This window comes from Pseudomonadota bacterium (genome assembly GCA_027624955.1).
Taxonomy (GTDB): Bacteria; Pseudomonadota; Alphaproteobacteria; order UBA828; family UBA828; genus PTKB01.
In genome coordinates this window covers 22,603-39,358 of the sequence record JAQBTG010000017.1, presented here as the reverse complement: position 1 = coordinate 39,358, position 16,756 = coordinate 22,603, and the positions used below count along the sequence as shown (strand labels likewise).

Here is a 16,756-nt window from a genome sequence, read left to right as displayed (position 1 = left end):
GTAGCCCGCGATTGCGAATCACCAAAATAATCCATACTTAACATTCGGATCGTTCGGTCCGACGTCTAAGCAACGCCTGGAAATCCATGGTCGAAATGCCCCGCCAAGCCCGAGAGACGCCGCCTCCGGCTTCGCGCTCGCACATGCACACGATCCGCACGCTGCTGCCATATTTGTGGCAGCCTTCCTTCGAGATGCGTGGGCGTGTCGTGGTTGCCATCCTTCTTTTGGTTTTGGCCAAAGTCGCCAACGTCTATGTGCCGATTCTTTACAAGCAGGCGATAGATGTTTTGGGGGCCGACCAGGCATTTTTAATTGTCGTACCGGTCGCCATCTTGATCGCTTATGGCATCTTGCGCATCGCCACGGTGGCATTCGGCGAATTGCGCGATGCCGTATTTGCGAAGGTCGCCGAGCGCGCCATCCGTACGGTATCACTGCGTGTTTTTGAGCATCTGCACCGATTGTCGTTGAGCTTTCACCTGGAACGGCGCACCGGCGGGTTGTCGCGCGCCATTGAACGCGGTGTGAAGGGCATAGAGTTTCTGCTCACCTTCATGCTTTTCAATATTCTGCCGACCCTCGTTGAGGTCGTCATGGTGTGCGGCATTTTATGGTGGTTCTACGGTGTGGAATACGCCGCCATCACCTTCGTCACCATTTCGGCATTTATCGCATTTACGCTGACGGTGACGGAATGGCGGCTCAAATATCGCCGCCGCATGAACCAGCAGGATTCCGAAGCCCACACTAAGGCGATTGATAGCCTGCTTAATTACGAGACCGTGAAATATTTCGGCAACGAAGCGCACGAAGCGCGGCGTTTCGACGAATCACGCCAGCGCTACGAAGAAGCGGCGGTGCAGAGCAAGACCAGCCTGTCGATATTGAATATCGGTCAGGGTGCGATCATCGCCATCGGCCTCACCGGCATAACCATCAAGGCGGGCTACGAAGTCGCCGCCGGTACAATGACCATCGGCGATTTTGTTCTCGTCAATACTTACTTGATCCAACTCTATATTCCGCTCAATTTTCTCGGTTTCGTTTACCGCGAGATCAAGCAATCGCTCACCGACATGGAGGCCATGTTCGAGCTTACGGATATCTATCCCGCGATCGAGGACAAGCCAGGAGCAAAGCCACTCGACCTTCGCGACGGAGAAATCAAATTTGAGAATGTGCGCTTTAGCTACGATGCGCGGCGCAACATCCTCGACAATGTTTCGTTCGATGTGCCGGCCGGGCAGACGGTTGCCATCGTTGGCGCCAGCGGTGCCGGCAAATCCACCATCTCGCGCATCCTCTTCCGCTTTTACGATATCGAAAGCGGCAGCGTGCGCATCGACGGGCAAGACATAAGTGAGGTGCAGCAGCAGTCTCTGCGCGCCGCCATCGGCATCGTCCCGCAAGACACGGTGATGTTCAATGACAGTATTTTTTACAATATCGCCTATGGCGATCCGAGCGCGAGCCGTGCCGAAGTCGAAGAAGCCGCGCGTCTCGCGCATATTCATGAATTCATCGGTGCCTTGCCGGACGGCTACGAGACACAGGTAGGCGAGCGCGGCCTCAAGCTCTCCGGCGGCGAGAAGCAGCGTGTCGCCATTGCCCGCACGATCCTTAAAAACCCGCGCATCATGCTGTTCGATGAGGCGACTTCGGCGCTCGATTCCGGGACCGAAAAGGAAATTCAGGCTAATCTCAAAGAAGTCAGTCGTGACCGCTCAACCCTGGTGATCGCTCACCGCCTGTCGACGATCGTCGATTCCGATCAAATTCTAGTACTCGACGGCGGGCGCATCGTAGAGCGTGGCCGCCATGCGGAATTGCTGGCGAGCGACGGCAAATATGCCGACATGTGGCATCGCCAGCAGGAAACCGCGGAACTGCAAAAGGAACTGGCCGAGCGCCTGGCTTTGGAGAAGCAAGAGCTGGAAGGGGAGGACGCGCCGCTGCCCGAAGGCACCGGAAACGGATAGAGGCCGCCGCTTCAATAATTTTCAGCCAGTTCCGCCGCCGCTTTTTCCGTCGCTTCGTCTGCTGGGTAAAAGCTTTCGATGCGGAGTTCCTGCAATGTGATGTCCTGCGGCGTGCCGAAGGTGGTGAACGTTGTGACCCAAGAGAGCCGCCGTCCGCCGGCATTAAACGTGACGTTGAGGAAAGGCGCGTTGGGTGGCGCCATGATCGGATCGCGCCAATCCTCGGGTACCCCCGGATAAGCCAGCACTTCATCAAACAGGCGCGCCGCAATTTCGTCTCCGGGTTCCGCTTCCCGGCGCGCCCTCATCACTACATCACGCGCCACCGCCTCCCAATTCTCGATATAGGGTTTTAGCATGTCGGGATGGAGCATCAGGCGCAGCAGGTTGGCCGGGCCGTCGATCGCTGGCAGGTCCAACAGCCGGGTTAGATTGGCCGCACCCATATTGGCCATCACCAGATCCCAATGGCGGTTGAAGACGAGGGCAGGGTAGGGGTCGTGACTCTCCAGCATCATTTCGAGAACGCGCCGCGCCGGAGCGAGATCGGCATCTTCGAGACCGCGCTCACGGTAATGCGCCGCGTAGCCCGCGGCGTTGAGCAACATATTGCTCTCCCGCAGCGGTAATTCGAGCGCTTCCGCCAAGCGCAGCACCATCGGCCGGCTCGGCTGCGCGCGCCCTAATTCAATAAAACTCACATGACGCGCCGAGACACCGGCTTCGAGCGCCAGCGTAAGTTGGCTCATGCCGTGCAGGCCGCGCGCCTGTTTGAGTGCCCCTCCGAAGGGTGTGTGTGAAGCCAACGCCGCTCTCGCCATTCCTGCTTCCTCTCAGTCGGACGGTGTTCATACTAACGTGTCGATTTCCGCTCGGACATTACCTCGGAGGTAATTGCAGGGAATCGCCGGAGACACCAATTTCCTCTCAACACACTCAACGACTGAATTGTGGAGGAAAGAATGACCGCACCGACCGAGACCAAGGAAAGATTTCTTCGTCTGGCTTTGACAGAGAATTTTCTATTTTCAGCCGCGTCCGGACTCGCCCTGTTGGTGGCGCCCGGCGTTATCGCGGATTTTTTGGGCGAGGCGGTGCCGCAGTGGTTGATGCTGGTGCTGGGCGCCGGTTTGTTGCTTTTTTCCGCTGGTCTGTTGCGCCAAATCCTGCGCCGGCCGTTGAAACGGGGCGAAGCGATTCTGACCATCCTCATGGACGACGTCTGGGTGATTGCTAGTATTCTGCTACTGGCGCTGGCGCCGCACTGGTTCTCCGCCGCCGGGCTATGGCTGATCGGCGCAGTGGCATTTGCCGTTGCGGCACTTGCCGTGGCGCAGTGGCTCGGTCTCAGGCGTCTAGACGTCGACGCCCTTCCCGGCTCTTTGCGGGCGCCTCCTCGATAAATGGCAAGCCAGCATCATGGCCGCGGGAAACCCTAATCTGCGCCGCCGCGATGCAGCTTGAGAGCGGCGTAGACGGCATCGTTGGCCGGCGTCGGGACGGCGAGTTCGCGCCCGAGGCGCGAGACTTCGCCGGAGAGCCAATCCACTTCCAGGCGCTTGCCGCGCTCCAAATCGTCGAGCGTCGACGCCTTCATGTCGGGCGGCAGGTTCTCAGCAAAGGCGAGACGGTCGAGCGCGTAATCGTCGGCAAGGGCCACGCCGCGAGCGCGCCCGACTGCGGCTGTTTCCGCCATCAAGTTCAACAACAGGAGACGGCAATCTGAATCTGCGACAATGGCGCCGATCCCACTGCGGGTCACCGCTGTGGCGCCGCTTAAGCCGACCAGGAATACAAACTTCTGCCATTGCGTCAGCTCGATGTCGGCCGATATTTCGGCTTCGATGCCCGCCTGTTGGCAAACATTTAGGAAATTACGGAGGCGTGCAGTTTCGCCACCGTTTGAATCGCCGAACTGCAAGCGTGCAAAATTCCCGTGATGGCGGATGACGCCGGGACGTTCGATGAACGCTGAAATATAGGCAACACCGCCAACTACAGACCGGCCGCCCAAGGCCGGCGTCAGGCGCGCGACGCCATCGATGCCGTTTTGCAGCATGATGACGGTGGTGTTGCGGCCCAGCAGCGCTTTGCAGGCGTTGGCCGCTGCTTCGGTGTCCCACAGTTTGACCGCGAACAGCACGACATCCGCGGCACCGATGGCAGCGGGGTCGTCCGAAACCCGCGCATCTTCAATATGAAGATCGCCGAGCGCACTTTCGAGGTGAAGGCCGGTATTCTGGATGGCTGCAAGATGTGCACCACGGGCGATGAAGTGTACCTCCAAGCCGGCCGCCGCGAGGCGAGCGCCGAAATAGCCGCCGACGCCGCCCGCTGCCATAACCGCAATTTTCACACTTGGCCTACCCGCTCCATGAGCGAACTGGACCGGTGTCGAGATCGGCAAAATTGCTGCCGCTATAAATCCCGGTGCCGCTCATATTGAATTCTGTCACCGTTTGCCAAACGCTGTGACCACAGGTGCCCTGCGGGCTAAAATATGCTGCCGGATGGGGCGCAATTGGACAGGCATTTTTCTTCTCACGGCGCGCAGCATATCGCAAGAATTCGGGAAACTCACGTTTCGTCGGCCTCTTCAAACCTGCCCATCAGATGCGGTTGCCGCCGATGGGCCGGAGCGATAGGGTGAGGCCAAATCCGGGCGCGGCGGAAGGGTGTCTTTGCTCGGGCACATGAATTTTAGAATATGGAGAAATTCAAAAATGGCTACTGCTTCAGCTGAAATCGTTTCCGGTGTATTCCTTCAGGATGGCAGGCTGCTTCGCCAGCAATGCTATATCGACGGCGCCTGGGCCGATGCTGACAACGGCAAAACCATCGATGTAACTAACCCGGCGGACAATGATGTGATCGGCACCGTTCCTGCCATGGGCGGCGCCGAGACCCGGCGTGCGATTGAGGCGGCGAACCGCGCCTATCCGGCATGGCGCGCGAAGACGGCCAAGGAACGCTCCAAGATTCTGCGCAAATGGTTCGATCTGATGATGGAGAATCAGGAGGACCTGGCAGTCATTATGACCGCTGAGCAGGGCAAGCCGTTGAACGAATCGCGCGGCGAAATCGGCTATGGCGCCTCGTTTGTTGAATGGTTTGCTGAAGAGGGAAAGCGCGCTTATGGCGACGTGATTCCGCAGCCGACGAGCGACCGGCGCATCGTCGTAATCAAGGAGCCGATCGGCGTTGTCGGCCTGATCACACCGTGGAATTTCCCCAACGCGATGATCACGCGCAAGGCCGGCCCGGCGCTGGCAGCGGGCTGCACTGTGGTTGCGCGCCCCGCCACTTCGACGCCCTATTCAGCATTGGCGCTCTGCGAGCTGGCTGAGCGCGCCGGCATTCCGCCGGGTGTGCTCAATATCCTCACTGGCCCGTCGCGCGAGATGGGCGCGGAAATAACCTCCAACCCGATTGTACGCAAGCTCTCCTTCACAGGCTCCACCGAGGTCGGAAAGATTTTGATCGCGCAATGCGCGGCCACGGTAAAGAAGGTTTCCATGGAACTTGGCGGCAACGCGCCTTTTATCGTTTTCGACGATGCTGATATGGACGCGGCGATCGAAGGAGCGATGGCCTCGAAATACCGCAATACCGGACAAACCTGCGTCTGCGCCAATCGCTTTTTGGTTCAGGATGGGGTGTATGATGAGTTTGCGGAAAAGCTCGCTGCGGCAAGCGACAAGATGCGCGTCGGCCCAGGTCTCAAGGGCGAGACAGAGCAGGGACCGTTGATCGATATGGCGGCAGTCGAGAAAATCGAGGAACATATTCAGGATGCGCTCGACAAGGGCGCGAGGATAGTTACCGGCGGCAAGCGTCATGAATTGGGTGGCAGTTTTTTCCAACCGACCGTGATTGCCAACGTCAACACGCAGATGAAGGTCGCCCGCGAAGAGACATTCGGCCCTCTGGCGCCGCTGTTTCGGTTCCATACTGATGAAGAGGCCGTGCAGCTCGCCAACGATACGGAGTTCGGCCTTGCCGCCTATTTCTACAGCCGCGATATCGGTCGCATCTGGCGCGTCGCCGAGCAGCTTGAATATGGCATTGTCGGTATCAATGCCGGCATCATCTCAACCGAGGTTGCGCCATTTGGCGGCATGAAGGAATCCGGCATCGGGCGAGAGGGCTCGCATTACGGCCTGGACGAGTTCATGGAGGTCAAATATCTCTGTATGGGCGGAATCGGCACGTAGGCGTCCCATGGCTGATTTTGATCTGTTTGTAATCGGCGGCGGTTCGGGCGGCGTCGCCTGCGCGCGCCGCGCCGCCAGCTACGGTGCGCGTGTCGCCTTGGTGGAAGAAAGCCGCATGGGCGGTACCTGCGTCCATCGCGGATGTATTCCGAAAAAATTTCTCGTCTACGCTTCGCACTTCAAACATGATTTCGAGGATGCGGCTGGCTACGGCTGGAGCGTTGGCGAAAGTCGATTTGATTGGCCCGCCATGGTTGCGGCTAAGAATTCAGAATTGGCGCGGCTCGAAGGGATCTACCGCGGTTTGCTGAAGGATTCCGGCGTCACCACCATCGACGGCCGAGGCGTGTTGCTCGATGCCAACACCGTGGCCATCGGGGGCAAACAATATAGCGCCGATACCATTCTGATTGCCACCGGCGGCTGGCCCTCTCTGCCAGAACTGCCCGGTATCGAATTGGCCATCACATCGAACGAGGCGTTCGATTTACCGCAGTTGCCCAAACGCATCGTCATTGTCGGCGGTGGGTATATCGCTTCCGAGTTCGCCTGCATCTTCAATGGCCTGGGCGCCGAGACGGTACAACTCTACCGCTCCGACATGATCCTACGCGGCTTCGATATGGATGTCCGAGAAGTGTGCTGCGATGAGATGCGGAAATCCGGCATCGATGTGCGCCTGAACGAAAACCCAGGCAAGCTCGAGAAAACGGCGGCCGGTATCGCCCTCACCACCAGCCAGGACAATGTTCTGGAAGCCGATCAGATCATGTATGCCACCGGCCGCGTGCCGAACACGGCGGGCATCGGCTTGCAAGAAGTCGGGGTAGAGGTCAATCACAAGGGCGCGGTAACCGTCGATTCCGGTTCGAAGACCAATGTGCCTAACATCTATGCGGTTGGCGATTGTACAGACCGTGTAAATTTGACTCCGGTCGCCATTCACGAAGGCCGCTGCCTCGCCGAAACGCTGTACAATAACAATCCGCAGATTCCCGACCACCGCAATATTCCGACCGCCGTGTTCACCCAGCCCGAAATCGGCACGGTGGGCATGAGCGAAGAGGATGCCCGCACCCATTGCGCCGCTGTCGATATTTACAAAACCCGATTCCGTCCCCTCAAGCACACGCTGACCGGCCGCGATGAAACCGTGTTTATGAAATTGGTGGTGGACCGTGCAAACGACCGCGTCGTCGGCTGTCACATGATTGGCACGGGTGCCGGGGAGTTATCTCAGCTTCTCGGCGTTGCCATCAAGGCCGGCGCCACCAAAGCTCATTTCGATGAGACGGTGGCCGTGCATCCCACCTCGGCGGAAGAATTCGTCACCATGTACACACCGACGACGGCGTAGATCTGCTACGCCGCGGCCCGCAGCGAAAACGAAAATGTCATTTATTTGTAATGAATTATTAGCTAAACCTGCGATAAAGGCGTATAGGCAGCGCCTAAATTATCGTCCGATGCCCAAGGAGGCATGACATGGCTCGAAATTGGAGCCCCGAGGGTTGGCGCCAGCTACCGATTCTCCAGCAACCGAATTGGCCCGATGCCAAACATTTGGAACGGACCGAAGCGCGTCTGAAGGTCTCCCCGCCGCTGGTTTTTGCGGGTGAGGCGCGCAATCTCCGTGCCAAATTGGCTGAGGCGTGCGAAGGCCGGGCTTTTCTCCTGCAAGGTGGCGATTGCGCCGAAAGCTTCGCCGAATTTCACGCGGATAATATTCGCGATACATTCCGTGTTCTGTTGCAGATGGCCGTGGTCTTAACTTTTGGCGCCAAATGTCCGGTTGTGAAGGTGGGCAGGCTCGCAGGCCAATTCGCAAAACCGCGCTCCGCCGATACGGAGACGATCGACGGCGTGACACTCGCCGCTTATCGCGGCGATATGATCAACGGCATGGAGTTTGAAGGCGCCACGCGGGCGCCCGATCCCGATCGGTTAATGCAGGCGTACAGCCAATCTGCCGCCACGCTCAATTTGCTGCGTGCCTTTGCACAAGGCGGCTATGCCGATCTGCATGAGGTACAGCGCTGGAATTTAGGCTTCGTGGCGCAGAGTCCGCTCGGCGAGCGCTACAAGGATTTGGCCAACCGCCTGACTGAGAGCCTGGACTTCATGGCAGCTTGCGGATTGACGTCGAAGACAACACCGCAAATTCGCGAGACCGAATTCTACACCTCGCACGAGGCCCTCATTCTGGGTTACGAACAGGCGTTGACCCGGGTCGATTCAACCTCCGGCGATTGGTATGCCTGCTCGGCGCATATGTTGTGGATCGGTGATCGCACTCGTCAACCAGATGGTGCGCATGTCGAATTTCTACGTGGCGTGCGCAATCCGATCGGTCTTAAAGCTGGGCCATCGCTGGAGCCCGACGATCTCATCCGTCTCATGGATGTGCTCAATCCGAATAATGAGCCCGGCCGTCTCACGATTATTGCGCGCATGGGAGCGGACAAAGTCGAAAATGCCCTACCGCGGCTGATCCGCGCGGTTGAAAGCGAAGGTCGCAAGGTGCTGTGGGCCTGCGACCCGATGCACGGCAACACGATCAAATCCTCAAATGGGTACAAGACGCGAGTGTTCGACAATATCCTCTCTGAGGTGAGTGGTTTTTTTGCCGCCCACAGGGCCGAGGGCACCCATCCCGGCGGCGTTCATTTTGAAATGACCGGCCAGGACGTCACTGAATGCCTGGGCGGTGCGCAGGAAATAACGGAAGAGCTCCTTTCTGATCGCTATCATACCCATTGCGATCCCCGCTTGAACGCGTCGCAGGCTCTGGAATTGGCATTTTTGATTGCCGAGCGCCTGCAGGCTGAGCGGGGCGTTGAAGCCCGCTATATGCAGGCGTCTTAAATAAAGTATCGCTTCGGCTACCAGGCAACCGCAAGGTGCATCATGGCGAGTTCCCCCTCCCAAGCGGATATTACCCGGCAAACGGACCGTTATTTCGTGAAAACTCGCGAAGCGGTTGGCCGTTTCGGAGATATCAATGTCACTTACGCCATATTCATGCGCCGTCCGGTGTGTTACGCGCCGCGCCTAATCACCGACTGGCTGCATTCCGTCGCCACCGAACGCGACACGAAATTTAATATTGAGAGCCGTTTCAAGGAAGGCGATTGGGTCGGTGCTGGAGAGCCGCTGTTGTTCATCAGCGGGCCGCTCTATCATTTGGTCGATTTGGAAACCTTGTATCTGCAGCGCCTGGGCGCTGTCTGCGTCGCCGCCTATAACGCCTACTCTATGTGCGTGACGCTGCCCGACGTGGGCTTCATGGCGATGGACGCTCGCCATTGCGCCGGCCAGGACATGGCGGAGATGATGGCCTATGCGGCATCTGTCGGGTCCGAGAGCGCCAAGCGGGATAGCGATGCAGTCGGTTTCATCGGCAATTCGAACGATGCCACGGCGCATTATTTTGGCAATCCCGGAGGCTTTGGGACGATGCCGCACGCCTTCATTGGCTATGCCGGGTCGACCTTGCGCGCGGCGGAAATGTACCGTGAGGTATTTCCCGATGAGGGCTTGACGGTGCTGATCGATTACTTTGGCCAGGAAATTACTGATGCGCTTGAAGTGTGCAGAGCCTTTCCGGAACTCGCGGCGGCAGGTGAACTTCGCCTGCGTCTCGATACCCATGGCGGCCGTTATGTCGAGGGCCTTGATATGGCCGCCAGCTACGCTGTTTTGGAAAAGCACAAACCAAGAGCAGTGCGACAATACCGCAGCGAAACGGAACTCAAGTGGCTCGTGGGCACCGGTGTGAGTGCCGCCGCCATATTCCATCTGCGCGACAGCCTGGATGCAACCGGTTTCGACAAAGTTCAAATCATAGCCAGCTCAGGCTTCGGTCCCGAAAAGTGTAAGGTTATGGCCAGCGCCGGCGCGCCTATTGACGTGATCGGCACAGGCTCATTCCTTCCCGACGCCTGGGCAGAGACATACGCTACCGCAGATATCGTCGCCTACGATGGAAAAATCAGAGTAAAGACTGGGCGCGAATTTCTGCTGCGGAACGGCTTTGCCGAAGCCAGTGCCAAGAAAAACGCTTGAGCCCGACGCCGCATAGCAATTCCCAGCTTTTTATGTCCAACACTCTCTCAATCGCGCTTTGCCAGACCAACCCGACGGTTGGCGATATTGCTGGAAACTGCGCCTTGATCCGTGCCAAGCGCGCCGAAGCCGCCGCTGCCGGAGCCGACCTGGTGGTTTTTAGCGAACTCATCGTGACCGGTTATCCGCCGGAAGACCTCATTCTAAAGCCGATGTTCCAGGCGGCGGCCGAGGCGGCGGTAAAGGAGCTTGCTGCGGAGACCGCGGATGGCGGCCCAGCGATCTTGCTGGGCGCGCCCTGGCGCGATGCGGACAAGCTTTATAACGCAGCGCTGCTACTGGACGGCGGAGAGGTCGCGGCGCGGCGCTACAAATATGCGTTGCCCAATTATGGCGTCTTCGACGAAGTCCGGGTGTTTGCTCAGGGGCCGCTGCCCGGCCCCATCGCCTTTCGGAATATCCGTCTTGGCGTGATGATCTGCGAAGATATGTGGGTCGAAGAAGTATCGGAGTGCCTGATGGAATCGGGCGCTGAAATCTTGTTGGCGATAAATGGCTCGCCCTTTGAGCGCGACAAGACCGATGTGCGGCTCAACTGCGCTGTCGCGCGTGTTCTGGAAACCGGCTTGCCGCTCATATATCTGAATCAAGTTGGCGGCCAGGACGAGTTGGTATTCGACGGCGGGTCATTTGTCCTTGGCGCCGACCGTTCGCTGCGCGCTCAGGCGGCGATGTTCGTTGACGACATGCTGGTGACGCGTTGGTCGGAGAACGCTGACGGCGTTTGGTGTTGTGGGACCGTCGCGCACAGCCCGCAATTGGAAGGGCTGGAGGCGCTTTACCAGGCCATGGTTTTGGGTCTCCGCGACTATGTCGACAAAAACGGCTTTCCCGGCGTGCTGATCGGGCTCTCCGGAGGTATCGATTCAGCATTGTCCGCCGCCGTCGCGGTCGACGCGTTGGGCCCCGAGCGAGTGCATTGTGTGCGCATGCCGTCGCGATATACCTCGCAAACTTCGCTCGACGATGCTGGCGACTGTGCCGAGATGCTCGGCCTGGTATGCGAAACGATCGCCATTGAGCTGGCAGTTGGCGCGTTCGACGTCATGATGGCCGTAGCCTTCGCCGGGCGCGCGGCGGACGCGACGGAGGAAAATATCCAGGCACGAGTCCGCGGCATAATTCTCATGGCGTTGAGCAACAAGCTCGGCCACATGGTTCTTACAACCGGCAATAAATCTGAAATGTCGGTGGGTTATGCCACTCTTTACGGGGACATGTGCGGCGGGTATTCGGTGCTAAAAGATGTTTATAAAACCGTGGTTTTCGACCTTTCGCACTGGCGCAATCAAAATTGGGCGCCACAATTCAAGGGTCCAGAGCGGCGGGTGATTCCTGAGAATATAATCCTCAAGCCACCCTCCGCCGAGCTTCGGCCCGATCAAACCGACCAGGATTCACTCCCGCCGTATGATGTCCTGGACGACATTCTGGAATGTCTGATTGAGAGAGAAATGCCAGTGCCCGAGATCGTCGCGCGTGGCCATGACGAGGCGTTGGTGACACGCATCTGGCGCATGCTTGATGTGGCCGAGTATAAGCGCCGCCAGGCGCCACCGGGCGTCAAACTTACCGGCCGCGCTCTGGGCAAAGACCGGCGCTATCCGATTACCAACCGCTTTCGCGACACGTCCTGATCTAGTATTGGCACGCAGCTGACACTTCAGCGCCGCCTAGCAATGAGTGTGCGCGGGCGTGGACCCGAATCGCGGAATCTGATAGGCGTTACCCGCAATGCACGGCGAGACAGCACAACGATAAGAAGCAGCGGAGCAACGGGTGGCGCTTTCTCTACATAATACGCAGACGCGAAAGAAAAAACTGTTCGAACCGCTCGATGCGTCGCGCGTTAGTATGTACGTCTGCGGGCCGACTGTTTATGACCTGGCGCATATTGGCAATGCCCGCCCGATCGTCGTCTTCGATGTGTTGTATCGACTGTTGCGCAATATATATGGCCAGGAAAGCGTCATCTATGTGCGCAACATCACTGACGTGGATGACAAGATCAACGCCGCGGCGCAAGCGTCTGGCGAGCCGATTTCGGCCATCACCGCGCGCACGACAAAAGCGTTTCACGACGATATCGCCGAGCTAAACGCGCTGCCGCCAGATGTCGAGCCGCGCGCCACCGATCATATTCCCGAGATGATCGAAATGATCAAAACCCTAATCGCGTCGAATCACGCCTATGCCGCGGAAGGGCATGTTCTCTTTCATGTGCCGTCCGACCAAGGTTACGGCAAGCTATCCAACCGCGAGCGCGAGGAAATGTTGGCCGGCGCGCGGGTGGAAGTCGCGCCCTACAAGCGCGATCCGGCGGATTTCGTTCTGTGGAAGCCAAGCGATGAAGCGCTTCCCGGCTGGGACAGCCCATGGGGGCGGGGGCGCCCGGGCTGGCATATCGAATGCTCTGCCATGAGCCGCAAACATCTTGGCGTCACCTTGGATATTCACGGCGGCGGCGCTGATTTGATTTTCCCTCATCACGAAAACGAGGTCGCCCAAAGCGAATGTTCCTGTCCCGGCCATCCGTTTGTGCGCACTTGGGTGCATAACGGCTTTCTTTCCGTGAACGGCGAGAAGATGTCCAAATCGCTCGGTAATTTCATCACCATCCGCCAAGCGCTTGAAGGCGCGCCGGGTGAGGTCCTGCGCCTGATGTTACTCAGCACGCATTATCGCCATCCGCTCGACTGGACAGAGGAAGGGGTGCAGCAAGCACGTACCCGCCTTGACCGTCTCTACCGCGTCTTGCAAAACGTAAATGCAAGTGGCGGTGCAGAAGCGGATCTGAATGTCGCTGTTTCCGAGGATGCAGGGTTTATCGCCGCGCTACATGACGATCTCAATACGCCGCTGGCGCTCAGCGAATTGGAACGGCAGACCGATGAATTGTCGAAACTGGATGGATCAGAGGCCCGCCGGAAACGCCGCGCTGTTATGGCCGGTGCGGGCATTCTCGGAATTTTACAGCAAGACCCCGAGACTTGGTTCAAGGGCGGAGAAACGGCAAGCGATGTCGGCCATATTGAGGAGCAAATCGCGCTTCGCTTGGCGGCCCGTGGGGCCAGAGACTTCGATACGGCGGATAAAATCCGTGATGCCTTGGTTGCTACCGGCATCGTTCTGGAAGACAGACCGGACGGCACGACCAATTGGCGGCGGGTCGGCTAGGGCGGCGGATGGTAGGTAAGCGCATATATCTTTACGACAGCAGCCTGAGAAGCGGCGCGCTGCCTGAAGGCGCCGAGTTTTCTAGCGCCGATAGGCTGGCGATTGCCGAGGCACTGGACGGATTGGGCATCGACTACGTCGAAGGCGGCCCGCCAGACTCTGGCCCTGCCGACGACGCGCTGTTCGCCGCCGCGGCCAAATATCGCCAGGCTCGCCTTGCCGTGCTGTTGCCGCTGCAAACAAGTGAGGGAAGCGCAGCGAGCGATCCAGCGCTAGTGCGGGCGCGCGACGGCGGCGCACGAATCGTGTCCCTGGCGGGTGTCGCATCGGGGCCACAGGCGCGTGCCGAGCTCGGCGTCGAGCCACGTGAGCAGATCGACATGATCGCCGAGAACGTGTCCCAAGTTGTCGGTTGGGCGGATGAAACAATGTTTGTTTGCGGCCATTTTTTTGATGGCTTCAGGGTCGATCCGCATTACGCCCTCGAATGCGCGGCCACAGCCTATATTCACGGCGCCCGCTGGATCGTGCTGTGCGATAGCAACGGCGGCACATTGCCGCACGAGATATTTGCGGTCGTGGAGGAAGTCGCGAAGGCGCTGCCGAGTAGCCATATCGGCATACGTTGTCTCAACGATAGCGACAATGCGGTATCCTCGTCCCTCGCCGCCGTGCGTGCGGGGGCGCACCAGGTGCAAGGCACATTCAACGGACTCGGCGTGCGCTGCGGCAACGCCAATCTCGCTTCGCTGATTCCCAATTTGATGCTCAAATTGGGTTGTGAATCGGCGGTTACGACAGAGGCTTTGAGCCGCCTTACCGCCGTTTCGCATCAAATCGATGCCCGGCTGAACCGGCCTCCGGCATCGCGCGCGCCTTATGTCGGCGCCGACGCATTTAGTCGCAAAGACGGGCCGAGCACCGCGGATACAACGAATGCGGCGCATATCGACCCACAATCTGTCGGTAATCAGCGCCGATTGGCGGCGGAAAACCAGGCCGCCCCGGACAATATCTCTCGGCATTTGGCCGCACTTCGCATCAGCGTCAACCTGGATGATCCAAAGCTCAAAAGCCTTCTCGAAACTTTGCACGAAAATGAACAAAACGGCCTCACCTATGACGGCGCGGAGGCGAGTTTCGAATTGTTGGCGCGCAACTGCCTTGGCACCCTGCCAAATTTTTTCCGGCTCGACGGTTTCCGCGTCATCGATGAACGCAGGGTTGACGCGCTGGGCCGCCTCGTCACGCTGTCGGAAGCTTCGGTGCGCGTGCAGGTGGGGGAGAACCGCCACATGATGGTAGCGGAAGGCGCCGGGCCGGTGCATGCCCTCGATGTTGCGTTGCGTAAATCGCTCGGCGACGCTTATCCCGATCTCAGGGAGCTGCGGCTGGTGGATTACAAAGTGCGAATATTGAATTCGGAAGGCGGAACCAAAGCCCGCATCCGGGTGATGATCGATTCCTCCGACGGAATTGATATTTGGTCGACCGTGGGTGTTTCCGACAATGTCATCGATGCCTCCTATAACGCGCTCCACGACGGCATCGTCTACAAGCTGTTACGCGATGAGTTGAAGCGCCAGGCAGCATCCGGCGGCTCAGAGGCGCCAGATGGCGAAAACTAACCGGCGCCAACCGAAAACGGAGGCGGCGGAGTTCACCTCGGCCGGCGGGCCGGCGATAATTCTCGTCCGTCCGCAATTGGGCGAAAATATCGGAACCGCCGCACGAGCGATGCTGAATTGTGGCCTCATGGATCTGCGCCTCGTCGCGCCGCGCGACGGCTGGCCCAATGTCAAAGCTTTGACTGCGGCTTCAGGCGCCGATGCCGTAATTGGGCGGGTGCGTCTCTTCGAGACAGTGGCTGACGCGGTGGCGGATCTGAGTACGGTCTTTGCCAGCACCGCGCGCGGGCGAGAAATGGTCAAACCTGTGCTCACCCCGCGCCAAGCAGCTGCCAAGATGCGCCACACGTCGGTCACACGCGCCGGTATCTTATTTGGCCCAGAGCGCAGCGGGCTCAGCAATGACGATGTGGTGCCTGCCGACGCCATCATCGAAGTTCCTCTCAATCCGGCCTTTTCGTCGTTAAATCTGGCTCAAGCGGTTTTGATCATTTGCTATGAATGGTCCGCTGCCGCCCAGGAGGCGACGCCGGAGTATCTGCCAGTCGGCCACAGCCCGGCCGCCAATAAGGAAGAAATATTAAATTTCTTCAATATGTTAGAGGGGGAATTGGACTCGCGCGACTTCTATCCGACGGTGGCTATGCGTCCCAAGATGGTGAGCAATTTGCGCAATTTGTTTCAACGCCTCGAGCTGTCGCAACAGGACGTGAAGAGCCTCTTCGGTGTCGTCAAATCACTAACCCGGCCGCCGCGCAGAAAATTTTCTGGAGAAAATTGAATGTATTTCGCGCACGAGGATGCAACCTATTTGACAAGCGAAGAGGCCGGTATATAGTACCGCCACCTCGCGGGCCACTTGGCCCGCGCTAATTTTTTGCGCATACATTGCGAGTAAAATGACCAAACGAATCGAATCGAAATACAAGGTCTGCCGCCGCCTCGGGGTAAACCTTTGGGGTCGTGCCAAGAGCCCGACAAACAAGCGCGAATACGGTCCAGGCCAGCATGGCCAGCGCCGCCGCAAGCCGTCCGATTATGGTACCCAGCTTCAAGCCAAACAAAAACTGCGGTGCTATTATGGCAATATCACTGAAAAGCAATTTCAGCGTTATTACCATCAGGCCGTAAATGTGCAGGGCGACACTGGCGAAAACTTGATCGGCATTTTGGAGCGCCGTTTGGACGCCGTGGTCTACCGCATGAAATTTGTGCCCACCGTGTTTGCGGCGCGGCAGTTGGTCAGCCATGGGCATGTCAGCGTAAATGGCCAGCGAGTCACCATCGCGAGCTATCTGTTGAATGAAGGCGACGTCGTGACGATCAAAGAAAAATCGCGCGAAATGTCACTGGTACTGGCCGCTGTTGATTCGCCCGAGCGTGAAGTGCCGGAATATATCAACGTCAACCACGACCGCATGGAAGGCACATTCGTGCGCACGCCGAAACTGGCCGACGTGCCCTATCCGGCGCAAATGGAGCCCAATCTGGTGGTCGAGTATTACTCGCGCTGACCGTCTTTAATCGACGATTGGGAACAGAGGCCGCCTGAGGGCGGCCTTTTTTGTACACCAAACTGCAAGCCATCCGTTTAGGCGATTGTGCGGGGACGAGAAACCGGTAAGTATTA

13 protein-coding genes are annotated in these 16,756 nt (G+C 58.4%); 11 read left to right on the top strand and 2 right to left on the bottom strand.

The window, feature by feature from the left end; all coding sequences use genetic code 11:
- Nucleotides 1-143 precede the first annotated feature (143 nt).
- On the top strand, nt 144-1,982 hold the full coding sequence (locus tag O3A94_08550) for an ABC transporter ATP-binding protein/permease (GenBank protein MDA1356305.1): 1,839 nt from the start codon (nt 144-146) through the stop codon (nt 1,980-1,982).
- Nucleotides 1,983-1,993: 11 nt separating this feature from the next.
- Here O3A94_08550 and O3A94_08545 read toward each other — a convergent pair whose 3' ends face one another.
- Entirely contained in the window at nt 1,994-2,803 is an 810-nt protein-coding gene (locus O3A94_08545) for a helix-turn-helix transcriptional regulator (GenBank protein MDA1356304.1), read from the bottom strand.
- Nucleotides 2,804-2,944: 141 nt separating this feature from the next.
- Between O3A94_08545 and O3A94_08540 the strand changes: the two genes are divergently transcribed.
- Nucleotides 2,945-3,385, top strand: a complete 441-nt coding sequence (locus O3A94_08540; GenBank protein MDA1356303.1) for a hypothetical protein — start codon at nt 2,945-2,947, stop codon at nt 3,383-3,385.
- Between the two features lie 32 nt (nt 3,386-3,417).
- Here the strand turns inward: O3A94_08540 and O3A94_08535 are convergent, their stop codons facing one another.
- On the bottom strand, nt 3,418-4,338 hold the full coding sequence (locus O3A94_08535; protein ID MDA1356302.1) for a 2-dehydropantoate 2-reductase: 921 nt from the start codon (nt 4,336-4,338) through the stop codon (nt 3,418-3,420).
- A gap of 367 nt (nt 4,339-4,705) precedes the next feature.
- Between O3A94_08535 and gabD the strand changes: the two genes are divergently transcribed.
- The 9 genes from gabD to rpsD all read left to right on the top strand — a co-directional run bounded on the left by gabD (nt 4,706) and on the right by rpsD (nt 16,640).
- Entirely contained in the window at nt 4,706-6,196 is a 1,491-nt protein-coding gene (gabD, locus tag O3A94_08530; protein MDA1356301.1) for an NADP-dependent succinate-semialdehyde dehydrogenase, read from the top strand.
- Nucleotides 6,197-6,203: 7 nt separating this feature from the next.
- On the top strand, nt 6,204-7,553 hold the full coding sequence (gene gor, locus O3A94_08525) for a glutathione-disulfide reductase (protein MDA1356300.1): 1,350 nt from the start codon (nt 6,204-6,206) through the stop codon (nt 7,551-7,553).
- Nucleotides 7,554-7,681: 128 nt separating this feature from the next.
- Nucleotides 7,682-9,061, top strand: a complete 1,380-nt coding sequence (locus O3A94_08520) for a 3-deoxy-7-phosphoheptulonate synthase class II (protein ID MDA1356299.1) — start codon at nt 7,682-7,684, stop codon at nt 9,059-9,061.
- Nucleotides 9,062-9,103: 42 nt separating this feature from the next.
- Nucleotides 9,104-10,261, top strand: coding sequence for a nicotinate phosphoribosyltransferase (locus O3A94_08515; GenBank protein MDA1356298.1), 1,158 nt, complete (start codon nt 9,104-9,106; stop codon nt 10,259-10,261).
- A gap of 32 nt (nt 10,262-10,293) precedes the next feature.
- Nucleotides 10,294-11,958 carry an NAD+ synthase gene (locus O3A94_08510; GenBank protein MDA1356297.1) on the top strand — a complete coding sequence of 555 codons (1,665 nt, stop codon included), beginning with the start codon at nt 10,294-10,296 and terminating at the stop codon, nt 11,956-11,958.
- 142 nt (nt 11,959-12,100) lie between these two features.
- On the top strand, nt 12,101-13,498 hold the full coding sequence (gene cysS, locus O3A94_08505; protein MDA1356296.1) for a cysteine--tRNA ligase: 1,398 nt from the start codon (nt 12,101-12,103) through the stop codon (nt 13,496-13,498).
- Between the two features lie 8 nt (nt 13,499-13,506).
- Nucleotides 13,507-15,126: a citramalate synthase gene (gene cimA / locus O3A94_08500; protein MDA1356295.1), complete on the top strand. Its 1,620-nt coding sequence runs from the start codon at nt 13,507-13,509 to the stop codon at nt 15,124-15,126.
- Nucleotides 15,113-15,907 (top strand): RNA methyltransferase, encoded by a 795-nt coding sequence (locus O3A94_08495; GenBank protein MDA1356294.1) that lies wholly within the window; start codon nt 15,113-15,115, stop codon nt 15,905-15,907. The genes cimA and O3A94_08495 overlap by 14 nt, the downstream gene beginning before the upstream one ends.
- Nucleotides 15,908-16,025: 118 nt before the next feature.
- A complete protein-coding gene (gene rpsD / locus O3A94_08490) occupies nt 16,026-16,640 on the top strand; it encodes a 30S ribosomal protein S4 (protein ID MDA1356293.1) in 615 nt (204 codons plus the stop codon).
- The last annotated feature ends 116 nt before the right edge of the window (nt 16,641-16,756 follow it).

Coding starts and splice junctions, on each gene's coding strand:
- O3A94_08520 (MDA1356299.1), top strand. CDS start 7,682: ATGGCTCGAAATTGGAGCCCCGAGGGTTGGCGCCAGCTACCGATTCTC.
- O3A94_08550 (MDA1356305.1), top strand. CDS start 144: ATGCACACGATCCGCACGCTGCTGCCATATTTGTGGCAGCCTTCCTTC.
- O3A94_08515 (MDA1356298.1), top strand. CDS start 9,104: ATGGCGAGTTCCCCCTCCCAAGCGGATATTACCCGGCAAACGGACCGT.
- O3A94_08540 (MDA1356303.1), top strand. CDS start 2,945: ATGACCGCACCGACCGAGACCAAGGAAAGATTTCTTCGTCTGGCTTTG.
- O3A94_08495 (MDA1356294.1), top strand. CDS start 15,113: ATGGCGAAAACTAACCGGCGCCAACCGAAAACGGAGGCGGCGGAGTTC.
- gor (MDA1356300.1), top strand. CDS start 6,204: ATGGCTGATTTTGATCTGTTTGTAATCGGCGGCGGTTCGGGCGGCGTC.
- O3A94_08510 (MDA1356297.1), top strand. CDS start 10,294: ATGTCCAACACTCTCTCAATCGCGCTTTGCCAGACCAACCCGACGGTT.
- gabD (MDA1356301.1), top strand. CDS start 4,706: ATGGCTACTGCTTCAGCTGAAATCGTTTCCGGTGTATTCCTTCAGGAT.
- rpsD (MDA1356293.1), top strand. CDS start 16,026: ATGACCAAACGAATCGAATCGAAATACAAGGTCTGCCGCCGCCTCGGG.
- cimA (MDA1356295.1), top strand. CDS start 13,507: ATGGTAGGTAAGCGCATATATCTTTACGACAGCAGCCTGAGAAGCGGC.
- O3A94_08545 (MDA1356304.1), bottom strand. CDS start 2,803: ATGGCGAGAGCGGCGTTGGCTTCACACACACCCTTCGGAGGGGCACTC.